Below are 16,446 nucleotides of genomic sequence, written 5' to 3' on the forward strand. Positions count from 1 at the left end.
TCGTCCGCGCACCGGGCCGCTACGGTGCGGTACGCGCGACCGACACACCGAGAAGCTCCCGGGCGAGGCCCGGGGGCGACCGAGCCCAGGAGAGGCCCGCCATGACCGACGCCGCCAGCCAGCAGCCCGCCGACGCCCCGGACACCGAGGTGATCGAGCTGGCCGGGAAGCTCTTCGACGCGGCCCGGGCCGGTGACACCGACACCCTCGCCGCCTACGTCGACGCCGGAGCGCCCGCCAACCTCACCAACGACCGCGGCGACACCCTGCTGATGCTCGCCGCCTATCACGGCCACGCCGCCACCGTCACCGCCCTGGTGGCCCGCGGCGCCGACCCGAACCGGGCCAACGACCGGGGGCAGACCCCGCTGGCCGGCGCCGTCTTCAAGGGCGCCGAGGACGTGCTCACCGCCCTGCTGGCCGGCGGCGCCGACCCGACGGCCGGTACGCCGTCCGCCGTCGACACCGCCCGGATGTTCGGCAAGGAGGAGCTGGTCGCCCGGTTCGAGAACCGCTGACCCGAGGTCGTAGGCTTTTCAACCATGGAGAGCATCACCGGGACCGCCGGCGCGCGGGACAGCAAGGGCGACAGCATCGAGATCCGGATCACCGGCTACGGCCACCCGGACGCCCAGCGACTCTCGGCGGAGGTGCAGGAGGAGTACGTCCGCCGCTACGGCGAGGGCGACCTCACGCAGCTGCACCCCGACGACTTCGAGCCGCCGGCGGGCCTGTTCCTGATCGCCTACCTCGACGGTGAGCCGGTGGCCTGCGGCGGCTGGCGGGCCAAGCGGGCCGACCCGCACGGGCTGCGGGACGGCGACGCGGAGCTGAAGCGGATGTTCGTCGTCCCCGGCGCGCGCGGGCGGGGCCTCGCCCGGACGGTGCTGCGCCGGCTGGAGCGGACCGCCGTCGAGGCCGGCCGGACCAGGTTCGTGCTGGAGACCGGCACCGAGCAGCCCGAGGCGGTCGCGCTCTACGGGTCCGAGGGCTACGACCCGATCCAGAAGTTCGGCATCTACCGCGACCACCCGCAGAGCATCTGCCTCGGCAAGGAGTTCGACGGCGTGCCCGCCGTCTGACCGGGCGCCCGCTGGGTAGGCTCCCGGCGGACCGGTGGCCGAGCGGGCGGGGGCAGGCATGGACGACCAGCCGGGGCGGGCCGCCGCCCCCCGCCCGCCGGCCGGGTTCGCCGCCCCCGGCGGGGAGTTGGAGCGGCTGGTGACGGCCGGGCTGCGTCGCGTCGGGGCGGGCGGGGTCTGGGCCGTCGGTGACGCCGGGGGCGTGGTCGGGCGCGGCGGTGCCGGGGTGCTCGGCCAAGGCCGTTACGGCGGGCTGGAGATGGCGGCCGACACGCTCTTCGACCTCGCCAGCCTCACCAAGATCATCGCGCTGTGGCCCTGTGCCGGCGCCCTGTGGCAGGCCGGCCGGCTGCCGCTCGACCGCCCGCTCGCCGCGTCCTGGCCGCGGGCCGCCGGGCAGCCGACCGGCAGCGTGACGGTCCGTCAACTCCTCACCCACACGGCGGGAATGCCGCTGCGCACCGAGTTCGAGCGGCGCTACGGCCGGGACCGGGAGTCGATCCGGTCCGGTATCCTCGCCGCCCCGCTGCACCGCGCGCCCGGGACCGCCGTCGAGTACACCGACCGGGCGGCCGTGCTGCTCGGCGACCTGGTCGAGCACCTGGCCGGGGCTCCGCTGGACGTGCTCGCCGAGCGGGAGGTCTGGCGCCCGCTCGGGATGACCGACACCCGGTACGGCCCGCTCGGCCCGGTGGAGACCGCCCGCACCGCGCCCACCGAGTACGACGAAGCCGTCGGGGCCCACCTGCGCGGGGTGGTGCACGACCCCTCGGCGCGGCTGCTCGGCGGAGTCTCCGGCAACGCGGGCGCCTTCTCCACCGCCCGCGACCTCGAACGCTTTCTCACCGCGCTGCTCGACCCGCCGCCCGCACTGCCCTGGGCCGGGCCCTGGACCGCCGAGTCGCTGCGCGAACAGACCGGCGGACTCACCCCCGCGCGCGGGCTGTCCTGGCTCTGTGCCCCCGGCACCGACCCCGCCGAGGGCACCTTCGTCCACTACGGCTTCACCGGCACCGGGATCTGGGTCTCCCGCCGGCTCGGCCGCTGGGCGCTGCTGCTCACCAACAAGGTGCACTACGGCCGCGAGATCCAACCGCTCACCGACCTGCGCAACGCCTTCCGCCGGGCGGTGTTCGGGTAGCCGGCGCGTCCGCGGGCGCGCCGGCCGCCACCGCGCGGGCTCAGAGGAGGGTGCTCCAGTAGGACCAGAACCGGTTCAGGATCAGCAGCGCGATCACGGCGGCCCACAGCACCGGCGGCGCCCAGTGGTAGCGGGCGGCCTCGCGGACCACCGGACGCCACCGGGGGCCGACCGGGATCACGCCGGACCGCAGGTTGTGCAGCGTGGTGTACCAGAACAGCGGCACCACCGTCGCCCAGACCACCATGCAGTACGGGCAGAGCGCGCCGATGTCGTACAGCGCCTGGTCGATCAGCCAGTGCACGAACACGACGCCGGCCAGGGTGCCCGCCTGCAGGCCCAGCCAGAACCAGCGGCGGTAGGCGGCGCCCGCCAGCAGCCCGGCGCCGACCGCCGCCAGGGCGCCGAAGGCGGCCAGGCCGAGCAGCGGGTTCGGGAAGCCGAGGACCTCCGCCTGTTCGGTGCGCATCACCGAACCGCAGCTGATCACCGGGTTGATGTTGCAACTGGGAACGTAGGACGGGTTCTCCAGGATGCGGAGCTTGTCGAAGGTCAGGACGGCCGAGGCGGCCAGTCCGAGGAGTCCGCCGAGGAGCAGGAACAGGGCGAACGCCCGGCCCGCGCCGATCGGCGGACGGCCCGGCGGGGCGGCGGCGGTGGAGGCGGGGCGGGGCGGGTTCACGGCAGTCGGGGCGGTCATGGCAGAGCACTCCGGTGGGTGTGAAGGGCCGGCCCGGCCGGGTGGTCGGCCGGGCCGGTGGTGCTCACTACAGGCCCGCGGCCTGCTTCACCTGGGCGGTGAACTGCTCCGGCGTCACCGCGTTCTTCCCCGCGAACAGGGTGATCGGCTTGCCGTCCAGCTTGACCGTCGGCGTGCCCGTCACCCCGCTGTCGTCGAAGGCGTCCGCGACCTTCTTCGCCCACGGCCCGTACGTGCGCTCGGTGACCGCCTTGACGAAGGCGTCCGTCTTCAGACCGGGCACCTGGCCGGCCAGGTCCAACAGGTGGTTGACGTCGCCGAAGCCGTCCTCGCGCTCGTCCGGCTGGTTGGCGTACAGCACGTCGTGGAACTGCTTGAACTTGTCGACGCCCTCGTTGAGGGCCGCGCCGACCGCGGCGAGCGCGGTGCGCGAGCCCTTGCCGCCGAGGTTCTTGTCGAGGAACGCGGCCAGGTGGTACTCCACCTTGACCGTGCCGTCGTCCGCCAGCTTCCGGACGGTGTCGCCGTTGGTGGCCTCGAAGGTCTTGCAGACCGGGCAGCGGAAGTCCTCGAACACCTGCAGGGTGTGGGCGGCGTCCGGCTTGCCGTACACGATCACGGTGCCGTCCGGGCCGGTGGTGTTGGCGGGGACGACCAGGGCGGTCGGGTCGGCGGCGGCGGACGCGGCGGACGCGTTGTCGCCGCCCGCCGCGTTGATCGCCAGCGCCGTGCCGCCGGCCAGGGCGAGGACCGCGACGATCGAGACGCCGACGACGATCCGCTGCCGGCGCTTGGCGGCGAGCCGCTCGCGCTGCTGCGCCTCCTGGATCCGCTCACGGGCGCTGACGCGCTGGGACTGCTTGCGGCCGGGCTGCTGTTCGGTGGGCTGGGCCATGGTGGGTCAACTCCTGTACACGGCGCGCGAACGCGCGCGGGGTGCCCGGCTCGGCGGCGGCGCGGGGCGCCGCGGGCGCGAGGGGGCTCGGGTCGGTGAACGCGGGAGTCGGGCGCGCTGCCTGCGGGCGCCGGGCGGAGCCGGGCGCCGGGGTGTCCGGGCGGGTGGGGCCGGTCGGACGGGCGCGGAGCCGGTCGGACGGGCGCGGAGCCGGTCGGACGGGCGCGGAGCCGGGAGTCAGCAGGCAGGCGCGAAGGCCGGCGGACCGCGCCGCGGCGCGGGGCTGAGCACCACGGCCTCACGGCGCGGCCGGGGGCGGTCCGAGACCGGCAGCGGCACCCGCCGCACCGGCCGGGCCGGCGCCGGCGCCAGCAGCAGGAACAGCGCGCGCAGCGGGGCCGCGACCGACTGGCGCAGCACGCGCAGGGCCCGGGCCAGGCCGGACAGGGCGGCATCGCCCAGCCGCAGCCAGGTGGCGGCGGCCAGCGCGACCAGCAGGTGGACCAGCAGGACCAGCAGTTGGGTGGCGGCGGGCGCGACCGGCCCGGTGTGCCCCAGCGGCCCCGAGAACAGCGAGCCGTCCACCGAGCCGCCGCCGCAGACCAGCAGGTTCATGCCGCGGGCGGGGGAGTGCCCGGCCCCGAGGACCGGGCCGCAGCCGGCCTGGCCCAGGTTGAAGGTCGTGTTGAGCAGCAGTTCGACCGGGACCAGCACGGCCGAGATGTGCAGCAGCCGCCGTTCCCCGCCGGCCAGCGCGGTGGCGACCAGGAAGACGACGGCGGTCGCGGCGGCCACCAGACCGAGCGGCAGCGGGCGACCGGTGATGACGACCTGCCCCAGCGCGGACAGCGGCACGGCGAGCGCGGTGAACACCGCGGCCCGCAGGGCCCTGGTCGCGGGGGTGGATGTCGTCATGCCCCGGAGTATGCCACGACGCTTACACCCGGCACGAGGGTGCGTCGGCGGGTGACCGGCGACAGTCGAACTGATTGCCCGCCATCGGTCGTTCGTTCGCGGTACGGGGGTGGCGAGTTCACCGGCGGGATGGGTTTGGGCGGGGGAGGCGGGGTGAGAGGGGGTCAGGGGCTGCCGCCGGAGGCGGAGGTGATCCGACAATCGGCCGATGGACCACGCCAGCGGCTCGGCGCACCCGCGTCCGCCCGCAGCCTCCGCGGCGCACCTCCCCGGGCTCGCCCCGGCGCAGGGCCCGGCCCACGGCCCGGCCCGGCCGTCGCCGGCGGTGCCGCTGCCTTGGCCTCCCGCGCCTCCCGCGCCGCCCGCGCCGCCCACGCTGCCCTCGGTTCCCGAACTGCCATGGCCGCCGGTGCCTCCCGCGCCGCCGTCCGTCCATCCGCCGCCGACGCACTGTCCGGTACCGGTACCGGTACCCACGGCCGCGCCCACGCCGACGGCCGCCGCGTCAGTGCCCTCGGCGCCGGGCTCCCCTTCGGCCCCGCCGGCCGCCCCGACCCGGTCCGCGGCACCCGGGCCGGCGGCGTCGCCGCACCCGTCCGCGTCCTCGTCCGCCCCGCTCCTCGGACCGGTCCGGTCCCCGGCAGCCGCCCCGGCCGTCGCTCCGCACCCCGCGACCGCCCCGGCCGTCATCCCGGCCCCGCATCCGCCGCCAGCGGTCCCCACCGCGGCCCCCAGCCCGGTCGCGACGACCGCGCTCGTCGGCGCACCCCCGCCGCCACCCCCGGCCGGTGGGCCGCCGCCCGCGCTCGAACCGGCCGTCTGGGCCACCGTCGTCATCCTCGCCGTCCTGGTCCCGGCCGCGCTGGCCGCGGTCCTCGGCCACCATCCGACCTCCAGGAGCCGCAGGTGAACCCTGGCCCCCTGCTCAGCGCCGCCGCCGCCGTGACGGTCGCCGTCACGGCCCTCGCCGTCGCTCACCGGCTGCGCCCCGCCCTCCCGGAGGGGGAGGAGCCGCCCGAGCCGCACCCCGCCCTCGCCAGCATCGGCTCCGGACTGCTCTCCGGGTTCGTCCTGCTCACCGGCTTCCTGGTCGCCACCGGTTGGGCGGCCCGCACCACCGGGGTGGTCCCGCCCGGCGGCCTCTACATCGCGGACCTGGCCGCCGGTACCGCCGTCCTCCTCTTCCCCTCGCTCTCCGGGCTGCCGTTCACCGCGCGGCACGCCACCGCGGTCTGCTTCTTCGCCGCCCTGGTCGGCTACACGATGTCGCTGGCGCTCCAGCTGAGGCCCTGATTCCGGTCCGGCCGGATGCCGGCCCCGGGAGGGCAGGGGCCCGGCCCGCCCGGGGCCGGCGGGCTAGCCTGGAAGGCGTCCCGCAGGCCCCGAGGCGAAGGGGTGAACGCGTATGGCCGCAGATGCCGGCACGGTGGGCGCGGTGGTGCTCGACCGGATCGGGGAGCAGGCCGCGGTGCTCGCCGGCCTGGACGACGCCGTGCGGGCGGACGAACCGGACGCCGTGCACCGGATGCGGGTCGCCTGCCGCCGGCTGCGCAGCGCGCTGCGGACGTACCGGCGGCTGTTCGCACCCGGGGCGACCGACGAGCTGGTGGCCGAGCTGCGCTGGCTCGGGGCGGCCCTCGGCCGGGCCCGGGACCGCGAGGTGCTGGGCGAGCGGCTGGCGGCGCGGGCCCGGGAGCTGCCGGAGCCGTGCGGGCCGGAGCGGCTCGCCCAGCGGCTGGAGCGGTGGGCGCGGGCCGAGTACCGCAGGGTCCGGCCGGAGGTCGTCGCGGCGCTGGACAGCGCTCGCCGGCGGGCCCTGGCGGACGGCCTGGCCGCGCTGCTCGCCGATCCGCCGCTGCGCGGGCGGGCCGGGCGGGCCGCCGTGCCGGAACTGGCCCGGGTGGCGGCCCGGGAGCAGCGGCGGACGGCGGAGCGGATCCGGTCGGCGACGGCCGCCGGTCCGGGGCGGGCGGCGGCGCTGCACGAGGCGCGGAAGGCGGCCAAGCGGGCTCGCTACGCGGGGGAGACGGCCGAGCCGGTGGCCGGTCGGGCGGCGCGGCGGTACGTCGAGCGGATGAAGGCCGCCCAGGAGGTGCTCGGGGAGCATCAGGACGCGGTGGTGGCGGCGGCCGCGTTGCGGGAGCGGGCGGCCGGCTCCGGCGAGGTGTTCGGGTACGGCGTGTTGTACGGGCTGGAGCTGGCGGCCGCCGGGGCGGCGCGGGCGGAGCTCCCGGCGGTGTGGGCGCGGGCGTCCGGCCGCGAGCTGGCCCGCTTCGCCTGATCACCCGTCGGAGCGCGGGCGGTTCGGTGACGCGGTCGCGGCCGGTTCGGTGGCCCGGCGAGAAACCGGCCGTCCGTCCCGGGCGGGAACCGGCCGGACGTCCGGTAGGTGCCGGACCGCCCGGTGCGGCGGTCACCGGAAGGTCCGGTCCCACGGCGCCGGGCGGTCCGCCGGTTTCACTTCTGACGATGCGTCAACTGTGCCATGAGCGTGAGGACGGCGAAGCCCAGGATGACGGCGAGCCCGGGGTAGAACATCGACAGCTCGGTGCCCGGCATGATGACCGCGGTGACGACGGCGAGGCCGAAGGCGCCGCCGACCTGCAGCGAGCTGTTGAGCAGCCCGGCCGCGAGCCCCTGCTCCTCGTCCGCGATCCCGTTGGTGCCGGCCACCATCAGCGTCGCGATGCTGAGCGCGAACCCCACGCCCCACAGCACCGACGCGGGCAGCAGGATCCGCCAGAGGTCCGGCTCGGGGCCGATGAAGAGCATCAGCAGGTAGCAGGGGAGGAACGCCACCAGCCCGACCATCAGCACCTTGGTCACGCCGAACCGCTCCATCAGGGCGCCGAGCTTGGGGCCGATGATGACCACCATGAGGCCGGCCGGCAGCAGGACCAGGGCCATCTGCCAGGGCTTCCAGCCCTGGAGGTCCTGCAGGTAGAGCGCGAGCAGGAACTGGAAGCCCATCGCGCCGCCGTACAGCAGCGCGATGCTGATGTTGGCGCTCACCAGGCTGCGGTTGCGGAAGATGTCGAGCCGGATCAGCGGGTCCTTCACGCTGCGCTCGATGATCAGGAAGGCGGCCAACAGGGCGGCGGAGAGGGCGAATCCGCCGATCGTCCGCAGCGAGCTCCAGCCGGCCTCGGGGGCGGAGGTCACGGTGAAGACCAGCAGCAGCGTGCCGGTGAGCAGGGTCGCGGCGCCCCCGATGTCGAGGCGCGGCCGCTCGGTGCGCGGCGGGTCCGGCGGCAGGAAGCGCAGCGCGCCGATGAGCAGCAGGATGGAGAGCGGGATCGGCAGGATGAAGATGGACCGCCAGTTCAGGGCGGCGAGCATGCCGCCGACCAGCAGGCCGGAGGAGTAGCCGGAGGCCTCGAAGACGTTGAAGATGCCGAACGCCTTGTTGCGCTGCGGGCCTTCGGGGAACGTCGTGGTCAGCAGCGACATCGCGGCCGGGGCCGCGAAGCCCGCCGCCATGCCCTTGACGAAGCGGGAGACGATCAGCAGCATCGAGCTGTCGGCGAGCGCGCCGAACAGCGAGACGACCGCGAAGGCCGCCATGGCGATCACCAGGACCCGCCGCCGGCCGAACAGGTCGGCGACCCGGCCGCCCAGCAGCAGGAAGCTGCCGAAGGCCAGGATGTAGGCGCCGACCAGCCACTGCGCGGTGGCCGCGGTCATCCCGAGTTCGTTCTGGATCTCGGGGATCGTCACCACGATCATCGAGACGTCGAGCCCGTCGAGCAGGATCACGCCGCTGAAGATCAGCAGCGACACCCATAACCGTGCCGACCAGCGCAGGGAGTCCTGCTGGACCTCGGGTGCTGCCGTCTCGGGCGTTGCCTCGGATGCTGCCAAGGCGTCGCCTCCCGTCCGGTGTTCACTCGGAGCCGAGCTGCCTGACATGGGCACGTCCCTCCCACTAGAATGATCTTGAGCGCGCTCAATCCGCGTCCGCGATAATTGTGTGCGCGCTATATTGCATAAGCTTGATGCTGCCCTAAGTAACCAGACCTTCGCAAGGCGAACACGGCAAGCGTGTCAACTACCGCTCTCCGGACCGCGCCGGCCGGTCGGGGGAGGCGTCGTCCGGCCGCGTCGCACGAGCCGGGGCCGCGGCGGCCCCGTCCCGCCGTGCCGCCCCGTCGGCACTGCCCGGCCGCCAACAAGACCGCAGGCGAAGGACTTTGCGCCCGCCCGGGAGAACTCGGAGTGCGGCGGCCGGCAAACGGCCGACCTGACAGATCGTCGTTCGTTTGTTCAGGAACCCGGTTCGGCTCTGGTTAGCATCGGGGCACGAACTCGGAGCGACGGACGGATCGTCCGGGAGAAGAGTGTGCCGTCGTCGGCGTGCAGGCCGACGAGCACCGGTCCTTCGAATTCCAGCCACAACAGTCTGCCAGCGATGCGATGCGGAGACCCAGAATGCGGCTTGCGCAAACGTTAGCAAATGTCATGCGGCGCCACACGGATCGCCCCGCAATCGGCGAACGCGCGAAGGAGTTCGTGCGGGACGCCGACACCGGCCGCGTTTCGCTCCGTCTCCTGACGCACTACGAAACGACCAGCTACAGCGAACTCTGGGGGCGGGTCCGCGCGGTGGCCGCGGAATGGCACCGCCACCCGGACCATCCCGTGACGCCGGGCGAACGGATCGCCCTCCTCGGCTTCGCCAGCGGCGACTACGCGGTGGTCGACCTGGCCTGCAACTACCTCGGCGTGGTCAGCGTTCCGCTGCAGACCAGCGCCCCGCTCCCGCAACTCGTCTCGATCGTCGAGGAGACCGAGCCCTTCGTCGTCGCGGCCAGCATCGAGCGGCTGCACGTCGCCGTCGACCTGCTGCTGGCGAACTCCTCGGCCCGCCGACTCGTGGTCTTCGACTACCACCCCGAGGTCAGCGACCAGTTCGAGAAGTTCACCGCCGCCCGGGAGCGCCTCGCGCAGGCCGGCCGCGAGGTGGCCGTCGACACCCTGGCGGACGTCGTCGGCCGCGGGTCCGCGCTGCCCGAGGCGCCGTTGTTCGTACCCGAGGACGACGACGACCCGCTGGCCATGCTCATCTACACCTCGGGCAGTACCGGGACGCCCAAGGGCGCGATGTACACCGACCGGCTGCTGAGCGCGATGTGGGGCGGTGCCTGGTCGAAGCTGTTCTCCGACATTCTCGCGATCAATATCAACTACATGCCGATGAGCCATGTCGCCGGACACTCGTCGCTGAAGAACACCCTCGCCCGCAGCGGGATCAGCTACTTCACGGCGAGCAGCGACATGTCGACCTTCTTCGAGGACATCGCGCTGGTCCGGCCCACCGAACTGTCGCTGGTGCCGCGGGTCTGCGAAATGCTCTACCAGAAGTACCAGAGCGAGCTCGACCGGCGGGTGCTCGCCGGCGCCGACCGGCGGACGGTCGAGGCGGACGTCCTGGCCGAGATGCGGGAGAAGCTCCTGGGCGGCCGGCTGGCCTGGGCCAGTTGCGGCTCCGCCCCGCTCTCCGCCGAACTGCGGGTCTTCGTCGAGGCGCTGCTGGGCTTCGAGCTGACCATCATCTACGGCTCCACCGAGGCCGCCGCCGTCTCGGTCGACGACAAGCTGCTCCGCCCGCCGGTGATCGACTACAAGCTGGCCGACGTGCCCGAACTCGGCTACTACCGGACCGACTCGCCGCACCCGCGGGGGGAGTTGCTGCTCAAGTCCGAGGCGATCGTGCCCGGGTACTACAAGCAGCCCGAGCTGTCGGCGGAGATCATCGACGAGGACGGCTTCTACCGGACGGGCGACATCGTCGCGGAGCTCGGGCCGGACCGCTTCACCATCCTGGACCGCCGCAAGAGCGTGCTGAAGCTCTCCCAGGGCGAGTTCGTGGCCACCGCCCGACTGGAGTCCGAGTTCGCGGCCAGCCCGCTGGTCCGGCAGATCTTCGTGTACGGCAACAGCGAGCGGTCCTATCTGCTGGCCGTGGTGGTGCCCACGCCGGCCGCCCTCGAACAGTTCGGCGACGAGCAGGAGCGCCTCCGCCAGCTGCTGAGCGAATCGTTTCAGCAGATCGCCAGGGAAGCCGGGCTGAACTCCTACGAGATACCGCGCGACGTCCTGATCGAGACCGAGCCGTTCAACCAGGCGAACGGCCTGCTCTCGGACCACCGCAAGCTGCTGCGCCCCCGGCTCCAGGAGCGGTACGGCAGGCAGCTGGAGGAGCTGTACGCCGACATCTCCGCCCGGGAGAGCCGGGAACTGCTGGAGCTGCGCCGCACGGGCGCCGACCGGCCGGTGCTGGAGACGGTCCAGCGGGCGACCCGGGCACTGCTCGCGGGCTCCGCCGTCGAGGTCGGCCCGGCCGCGCACTTCCGGGACGTCGGCGGGGACTCGCTGACCGCCGTCTCCTTCTCCAACCTGCTCCACGACATCTTCGGCGTGCGCGTCCCCGTCGACACCGTGATCAGCCCGGCCTACGACCTCCAACAGCTGGCCGGCTACATCGAGACCAAGCGCGCCACGGGCCCGCACGGGACCACCTTCGCGTCGGTGCACGGCGAGGACGGCGCCCGGGTGTACGCCAAGGACCTGACGCTGGACAAGTTCCTCGACACCCGGACGATCGCCGACGCCCGCACCCTGGCACGGCCGGCCGGCGAACCCCGGACGGTGCTGCTGACCGGCGCGAGCGGCTACCTCGGCCACTTCCTCTGCCTGGAGTGGCTGGAGCGGCTGGCCCCGCTCGGCGGGACGCTGATCTGCGTCGTGCGCGGACGGGACGCCGACGCGGCCCGCGAGCGCCTCGACGAGTCCTTCGTCAGCGGGGACGAGGACCTGGTGCGCCGCTACCGGGAGCTCGCCGACGGGCATCTGGAAGTCCTGGCGGGCGACATCGCGGAGCCGCGGCTGGGCCTGGACGACACGACCTGGAAGCGGCTCTCCGACGAGGTGGACGTGATCGTCCACGCCGGCGCCCTGGTGAACCACGTCCTCCCGTACAACCACTTGTTCGAGGCCAACGTGGTGGGGACGGCCGAGCTGATCCGGCTGGGGCTCACCGGCCGGATCAAGCCCTTCACCTACATCTCCAGCGTGGCCGTCGCCACCTCCCGGGCCGGGCAGGCCCTGGACGAGGACTCCGACGTCCGGACCGCCCTGCCCGTCCAGCAGACCGACGAGGGCTACGCCGGCGGCTACGCGACGAGCAAGTGGGCCGGCGAGGTGCTGCTCCGCGAGGCGCACGACCAGTGCGGGCTCCCGGTCACCACGTTCCGGTCGAACATGATCCTCGCGCACAGCCGCTACGTCGGGCAGCTGAACGTCCCGGACCAGTTCACCCGGCTGCTGCTCAGCGTCATCGCCACCGGCATCGCGCCGCACTCGTTCTACCGCACCGACGACGGGGGCCACCGCCGGCGGGCGCACTACGACGGACTGCCGGTGGACTTCACCGCCGCCGCCGTCGTGACCCTGGGCGGGCGGAGCGCCGAGGGCTACCGGACCTTCAGCCTGGTCAACCCGAACGACGACGGCATCTCCCTCGACAGCTTCGTGGACTGGCTGGCCGAGGCGGGGCACCGGATCGAGCGGGTCGCCGACTACGACGACTGGTTCGTCCGGTTCGAGGCCGCGCTGCGGGCGCTGCCCGAGGGGCAGCGCCAGCACTCGGCGCTGCCGCTCGTCCACGCGTTCCGGCAGCCGGAGGACGCGGTGCCCGGCTCGGTCATCCCCTCCGACCGCTTCCGGGCCGCCGTCCGGGAGGGCGGGATCGGGACGGCGCGGGACATCCCGCGGCTGTCGTCGGCCTTCATCGCCAAGTACGCCGCCGACCTGAAGCTGCTCGGCGAGCGCCTCGGTTGGTGAGTCCGCGGTGGCGGCGGGCGGCGGCCGTGTGACGCCGCCGCGCCGCCCCCGCGGCCCGGGGCGGTCCGGAGCCGGACGGGCCCGGGCACAGCAACGAACCATGCTCATCGGACATCGACACCTGGAGAAGAGAACCATGGAGCAGACATCCGAGAAGTTCGAGGAGCGCTACGACCTCGGACGCCGTCTCGTCGAGCAGCTGGGCACCGACGGGACCGAGCCCACCACGTTCGAACTGCTCGGCCTGGAATGGGACTTGATCCCGGGTACCTACGAGCCGCGGCAGGGCACCGGCACCGAGTGGTACACCGGCGCCATCCCCTACCCCGAGGGCGGCAGCTTCCTGGAGATCGGCTGCGGGGCCGGCGTCACCGCGGTCTGGGCGGCCCTGCGGGGCTGTGCCCGGGTGACCGCCACCGACATCACCGACACCGCGGTCGACAGCGCGGCCCGCAACGCCGAACGGCACGGCGTCGGCGACCGGGTGCGGGTGCTGCGCAGCGACGTGTTCGACGCGCTCGACCCCGAGGAGCGCTTCGACACCGTGTTCTGGAACTGCAGCGTCTTCGAGGCCCCCAAGGACTTCGAGTTCACCCAGGACGTCGAGTGGGCGATCTTCGACCGCGGGTACAGCGCCCTCGGCCGCTACCTCGCCCAGGTGCACGACCGGCTGCTGCCCGGCGGCCGGGCCCTGGTGACCTTCAACAGCTTCGGCGACGCCGGCCGGCAGGCCCAGCTCGCCGCCGAGACCGGCACCTCGCTGACGATGCTGGGCAGTGCGGACCGGCAGCTGGCGGGGGTGGACGTCACCTACAAGCTCTTCGAGATCCGCCCGCTCGGGCGCTGACCGCGCGCGTTCGAGGCGGCGGAACCCCTGTACACCCGGTCGCCCGGAGGGCCGGCCCGCATCGTCGGGCCGGCCCTCCGGGCGACGTCGCTTGCGGCGCCGGGCCCGCCCGGGGCCCGGCCCGGAGCCGCCCGCCGCCCGCCGCCGGCTCCGGGGCCGGAATATTCCGGCGGCACGCGCATTCCGGCGGACCGTCGAAGGGCTCGAACGGACGGGCGGGCAATTCGATCCCGATCGCGCTCCGGATCATTACGTTCTGTACATGGGGAGTTGCAGACGTGATAGAATCCGACCCCGTGCATGTGAATGCGCGCAGGTCGTTCGGGCCGGGGGCGGCGGCCCCGGCAGCAGCTTTCTCCGGGTGCCGATCCAGGCCGATCCGGACCGGGCACGATCCACCCCGGCGCACGTTCTGCCGGGCATGATCCGGCCGGGCCGCGTGACGGCTGCCGGAATCAGCGCCTCCATTGTCGCCCCGCGGCGTACTTCCGTGCGTTTCACCCGTCGCTCACCACTTTTCCGGAGCGCTCCCATGGCCAAGCAGAATCGTGCCGTCCGCACACGGCAGGAACTGATCCGTTCTGCCGCAGAGACCTTCGCCCGATCCGGATTCGCGGAATCCTCCATTACGCAGATCTGCGTCCGGGCCGGTCTCAGCCACGGTGCGCTGCACTTCCACTTCGGGAACAAGCGGGCGCTCGGGGAGGCGGTCGAATCGGCCGCCGCGGAAACCCTGCTGCACATCACCGGCAACATTCCCCTGCGGCACCCCGCACCACTCCAGCTGCTCGTCGACACCTCGCACACCCTGGCCCAGCGGCTCTCCCAAGACGCCGTGTTGCGGGCGGGGTTCTGTCTCGGCAGCGACGCGACCTGGCCGGGCGGCGCGAACCTGTGGCAGCAGTGGCAGGACTGGGTCCAGCTGATGCTGACCGTCGCCCGGGCGCAGGGCAGTCTGGCCGCCGACATCGTGCTCGACGAGGCCGTGGCCGCCATCACGGCCGTCATCGCCGGCCTGGAGGTGCTGGGGCGGCGCGATCCCCAGTGGCACTCGCGTCAGGCGGTCGCGCCGTTCTGGCGGCTGATGCTGCCGCAGCTCGCGACGCCGGAGGTGCGGGCCGGGATCGACCCGGAGGGCAGCTGTCCGGAGCCCCCGGGGGCGGGGGAGCGGCCGCGGGACGCGGACTGGTCCGACGGTGGCGGCCGGGAGGCCTCGCAGCCCTGCGGCGCGCTGTCGTGCTGCTGACGGCCGGGCCGGGCCCGGCGGCGGTGGCGCCGTGGCGCCGGTCCGCACCCGGGCCCGGCCCGGGCGGGGCCTGACCGGCAGACCGGACGTCCGTCCCGGTCCTTCCGGCCGCCACCGGCACCCCCCGCGCCCGCCGGCCGCCCCCGCCGGCCGGTCAGGCGGGCCGCTCGCGCCGGTTGGCCAGCGCGACGACCGCGTGGGCGGCCGAGGCCAGCGTGACGTGACGGTGCCAGCCGCTGAACGAGCGCCCGGTGAAGTCGCGGATGCCCACCCGGTCCGCGATCTCCGTGAAGTCCCGGTCGACCTTCCCGGTGAGCCGGCTGAGCCGGACCAGGGTCGCCGGAGACACGGCGGTCAGGTTGGTCAGCCACAGCTCCGCCGGCCAGTGCCCGCCCTCCTCGCCGATGCCCAGCAGCAGGAGCTCCCCGCCCGCCGCGGCCGGCCCGGCGCCCGCCGCGGCCGGAGAGGCCGGAGAGGCCGGGGAGACCGACGGCAGACCGACGCGGATGGTCGCGGCCAGACCCGCCCGTGCCGCGGACTGCGGCCCGTGCTCCTTCCCCGGGACGGGCCGGCGCATGTCCTTGGCCAGGCTCATGATGCGGTGGGCCGGCAGCGGCCTGCTCCCGGAGCCGGGCAGGACCGAGTCCAGGACGGCGAGCCGGAGGTCGCCGCCGACCCGGGCGAGCAGCGGCACACCGTGCGCGTTGAGCTTCCCGAAGATCGTCATGGCCTGTGACTCGCCGATGTCGAGGACCACGGGCCGCACCGGCAGACCCCACCCCGTGGTGGTCTCCAGGCAGGCCTCGATCATGCCCTCGCCCAGGGTCTCCACGCCGACCCCGTCCGGGATCGACACCTGACTGCGCCGCAGATCGTCCGTGAGCCAGACCTCGGGCAGGTGGAGACGCCAGTTCACCGGGGTGCTCAGCTCCTCCGAGGCCGCCCAGACGCCGATCGCGTGCTGGGCGTTCAGCACCTGCCCCAGGGTGGGGAAGAAGTGCCGCTCCACGCCGACCGAGTGCCGGCCGGTCTTGGGGATGATCATCGGCTGCACCACCCATGCCTGCGGGGCGGCCGCGCCGACCAGATAGTGGGCCAGGGCCCGGCGGATGGGCACCCAGTCCCAGGTGGAACTGCAGATGAAGTGATGCAGGTTCTGCTCCGACGCCGGCTTGCCGAGCAGTGCCGCGATGTTCCGGATCGACTTGCGCCCCTCCGTCTCCAGCAGGCCGCGCAGGTACTGCATGCCCTTTCTGCACTGGTCGCTGCGGGAGAGCGAGGTGAAGAGGATCGAGCAGAGGTCGGTGAGCAGGACGTCGTGGGAGCCGGGCGGGAACGGTGTGCGGGCGTGCGGCACCGGGCCCGTCCCGGACGACCCGGCTGCCACCGCCGGTTCTTCGGCGGCGGTCGAGGGCTCTTCGGGCCCCGGCCGGGGCGGTGACGCGTCGCGGGTGGCGAGGGTGCCCGCCGGTGCCGGACGCGCCTGGGGCGGACGCGACGCGGTGCCGGTGGACGGACCGGCCGAGCCGGGCGCGGTGGTGCTCGGGGCGGCCGGCGGGAATCCGGCGGGGCTCGCGGTACGGGCGGAGGGCTTCGACCGGTCGTTGTCGCCGACCGGAGCCTTGACGTGCCGTCGCTGTGCCAACGTCTGAGTGCTCAAGTCGTCTCCGTTGTCGTGGTCTTCGGGGGGAGCGCGCCGGACCGCGGTGGCGGGGTCCGGGCTCGCGAGGTGACCGGGCCGGGGTGCGCGGGGGCGTGGCCGGAACGGCTCCGTCCGG

General features: G+C 74.0%; 13 protein-coding genes. 8 read left to right on the forward strand and 5 right to left on the reverse strand.

What is annotated here, in order from left to right:
- Window positions 1-101 precede the first annotated feature (101 nt).
- From ACIQTO_RS16820 to ACIQTO_RS16830, 3 genes are all read left to right on the forward strand, one after another.
- Window positions 102-518, forward strand: coding sequence for an ankyrin repeat domain-containing protein (locus ACIQTO_RS16820; protein WP_402388342.1), 417 nt, complete (start codon window positions 102-104; stop codon window positions 516-518).
- Window positions 519-593: 75 nt separating this feature from the next.
- The gene (locus tag ACIQTO_RS16825; protein WP_402388400.1) at window positions 594-1,082 is read left to right on the forward strand and encodes a GNAT family N-acetyltransferase; all 489 of its coding nucleotides are present in this window, start codon (window positions 594-596) and stop codon (window positions 1,080-1,082) included.
- A 58-nt stretch (window positions 1,083-1,140) separates the two neighbouring features.
- Window positions 1,141-2,223: a serine hydrolase domain-containing protein gene (locus tag ACIQTO_RS16830; RefSeq protein WP_402388343.1), complete on the forward strand. Its 1,083-nt coding sequence runs from the start codon at window positions 1,141-1,143 to the stop codon at window positions 2,221-2,223.
- Between the two features lie 40 nt (window positions 2,224-2,263).
- Here the strand turns inward: ACIQTO_RS16830 and ACIQTO_RS16835 are convergent, their stop codons facing one another.
- The 3 genes from ACIQTO_RS16835 to ACIQTO_RS16845 form a co-directional block, all read right to left on the reverse strand.
- Window positions 2,264-2,923, reverse strand: a complete 660-nt coding sequence (locus ACIQTO_RS16835; protein ID WP_402388344.1) for a vitamin K epoxide reductase family protein — start codon at window positions 2,921-2,923, stop codon at window positions 2,264-2,266.
- A gap of 67 nt (window positions 2,924-2,990) precedes the next feature.
- Window positions 2,991-3,818 (reverse strand): DsbA family protein, encoded by an 828-nt coding sequence (locus ACIQTO_RS16840; protein ID WP_402388345.1) that lies wholly within the window; start codon window positions 3,816-3,818, stop codon window positions 2,991-2,993.
- Window positions 3,819-4,055: 237 nt separating this feature from the next.
- Window positions 4,056-4,733, reverse strand: coding sequence for a hypothetical protein (locus ACIQTO_RS16845; RefSeq protein WP_380576528.1), 678 nt, complete (start codon window positions 4,731-4,733; stop codon window positions 4,056-4,058).
- 906 nt (window positions 4,734-5,639) lie between these two features.
- Between ACIQTO_RS16845 and ACIQTO_RS16850 the strand changes: the two genes are divergently transcribed.
- Window positions 5,640-6,026 carry a hypothetical protein gene (locus ACIQTO_RS16850; protein ID WP_402388346.1) on the forward strand — a complete coding sequence of 129 codons (387 nt, stop codon included), beginning with the start codon at window positions 5,640-5,642 and terminating at the stop codon, window positions 6,024-6,026.
- A gap of 112 nt (window positions 6,027-6,138) precedes the next feature.
- Window positions 6,139-7,014: a CHAD domain-containing protein gene (locus ACIQTO_RS16855; protein WP_402388347.1), complete on the forward strand. Its 876-nt coding sequence runs from the start codon at window positions 6,139-6,141 to the stop codon at window positions 7,012-7,014.
- A 176-nt stretch (window positions 7,015-7,190) separates the two neighbouring features.
- Here ACIQTO_RS16855 and ACIQTO_RS16860 read toward each other — a convergent pair whose 3' ends face one another.
- Window positions 7,191-8,594 carry an MFS transporter gene (locus tag ACIQTO_RS16860; protein ID WP_402388348.1) on the reverse strand — a complete coding sequence of 468 codons (1,404 nt, stop codon included), beginning with the start codon at window positions 8,592-8,594 and terminating at the stop codon, window positions 7,191-7,193.
- 492 nt (window positions 8,595-9,086) lie between these two features.
- Here ACIQTO_RS16860 and car point away from each other — a divergent pair, with 492 nt between their 5' ends.
- The 3 genes from car to ACIQTO_RS16875 all read left to right on the forward strand — a co-directional run bounded on the left by car (window position 9,087) and on the right by ACIQTO_RS16875 (window position 14,668).
- Complete coding sequence (gene car / locus ACIQTO_RS16865; RefSeq protein WP_402388349.1) at window positions 9,087-12,575, forward strand: carboxylic acid reductase; 3,489 nt, start codon at window positions 9,087-9,089, stop codon at window positions 12,573-12,575.
- A gap of 136 nt (window positions 12,576-12,711) precedes the next feature.
- Window positions 12,712-13,422, forward strand: a complete 711-nt coding sequence (locus ACIQTO_RS16870; RefSeq protein ID WP_402388350.1) for a methyltransferase domain-containing protein — start codon at window positions 12,712-12,714, stop codon at window positions 13,420-13,422.
- A 532-nt stretch (window positions 13,423-13,954) separates the two neighbouring features.
- Window positions 13,955-14,668: a ScbR family autoregulator-binding transcription factor gene (locus tag ACIQTO_RS16875; protein WP_402388351.1), complete on the forward strand. Its 714-nt coding sequence runs from the start codon at window positions 13,955-13,957 to the stop codon at window positions 14,666-14,668.
- Window positions 14,669-14,822: 154 nt separating this feature from the next.
- Here the strand turns inward: ACIQTO_RS16875 and ACIQTO_RS16880 are convergent, their stop codons facing one another.
- Entirely contained in the window at window positions 14,823-16,328 is a 1,506-nt protein-coding gene (locus ACIQTO_RS16880; RefSeq protein ID WP_402388352.1) for a transposase, read from the reverse strand.
- Window positions 16,329-16,446: the final 118 nt, after the last annotated feature.

The organism is Kitasatospora sp. NPDC091207 (assembly GCF_044768625.1).
Lineage (GTDB): Bacteria > Actinomycetota > Actinomycetes > Streptomycetales > Streptomycetaceae > Kitasatospora.

Coding starts and splice junctions, on each gene's coding strand:
- ACIQTO_RS16830 (WP_402388343.1), top strand. CDS start 1,141: ATGGACGACCAGCCGGGGCGGGCCGCCGCCCCCCGCCCGCCGGCCGGG.
- ACIQTO_RS16875 (WP_402388351.1), top strand. CDS start 13,955: ATGGCCAAGCAGAATCGTGCCGTCCGCACACGGCAGGAACTGATCCGT.
- ACIQTO_RS16840 (WP_402388345.1), bottom strand. CDS start 3,818: ATGGCCCAGCCCACCGAACAGCAGCCCGGCCGCAAGCAGTCCCAGCGC.
- ACIQTO_RS16870 (WP_402388350.1), top strand. CDS start 12,712: ATGGAGCAGACATCCGAGAAGTTCGAGGAGCGCTACGACCTCGGACGC.
- ACIQTO_RS16855 (WP_402388347.1), top strand. CDS start 6,139: ATGGCCGCAGATGCCGGCACGGTGGGCGCGGTGGTGCTCGACCGGATC.
- ACIQTO_RS16820 (WP_402388342.1), top strand. CDS start 102: ATGACCGACGCCGCCAGCCAGCAGCCCGCCGACGCCCCGGACACCGAG.
- ACIQTO_RS16845 (WP_380576528.1), bottom strand. CDS start 4,733: ATGACGACATCCACCCCCGCGACCAGGGCCCTGCGGGCCGCGGTGTTC.
- ACIQTO_RS16835 (WP_402388344.1), bottom strand. CDS start 2,923: ATGACCGCCCCGACTGCCGTGAACCCGCCCCGCCCCGCCTCCACCGCC.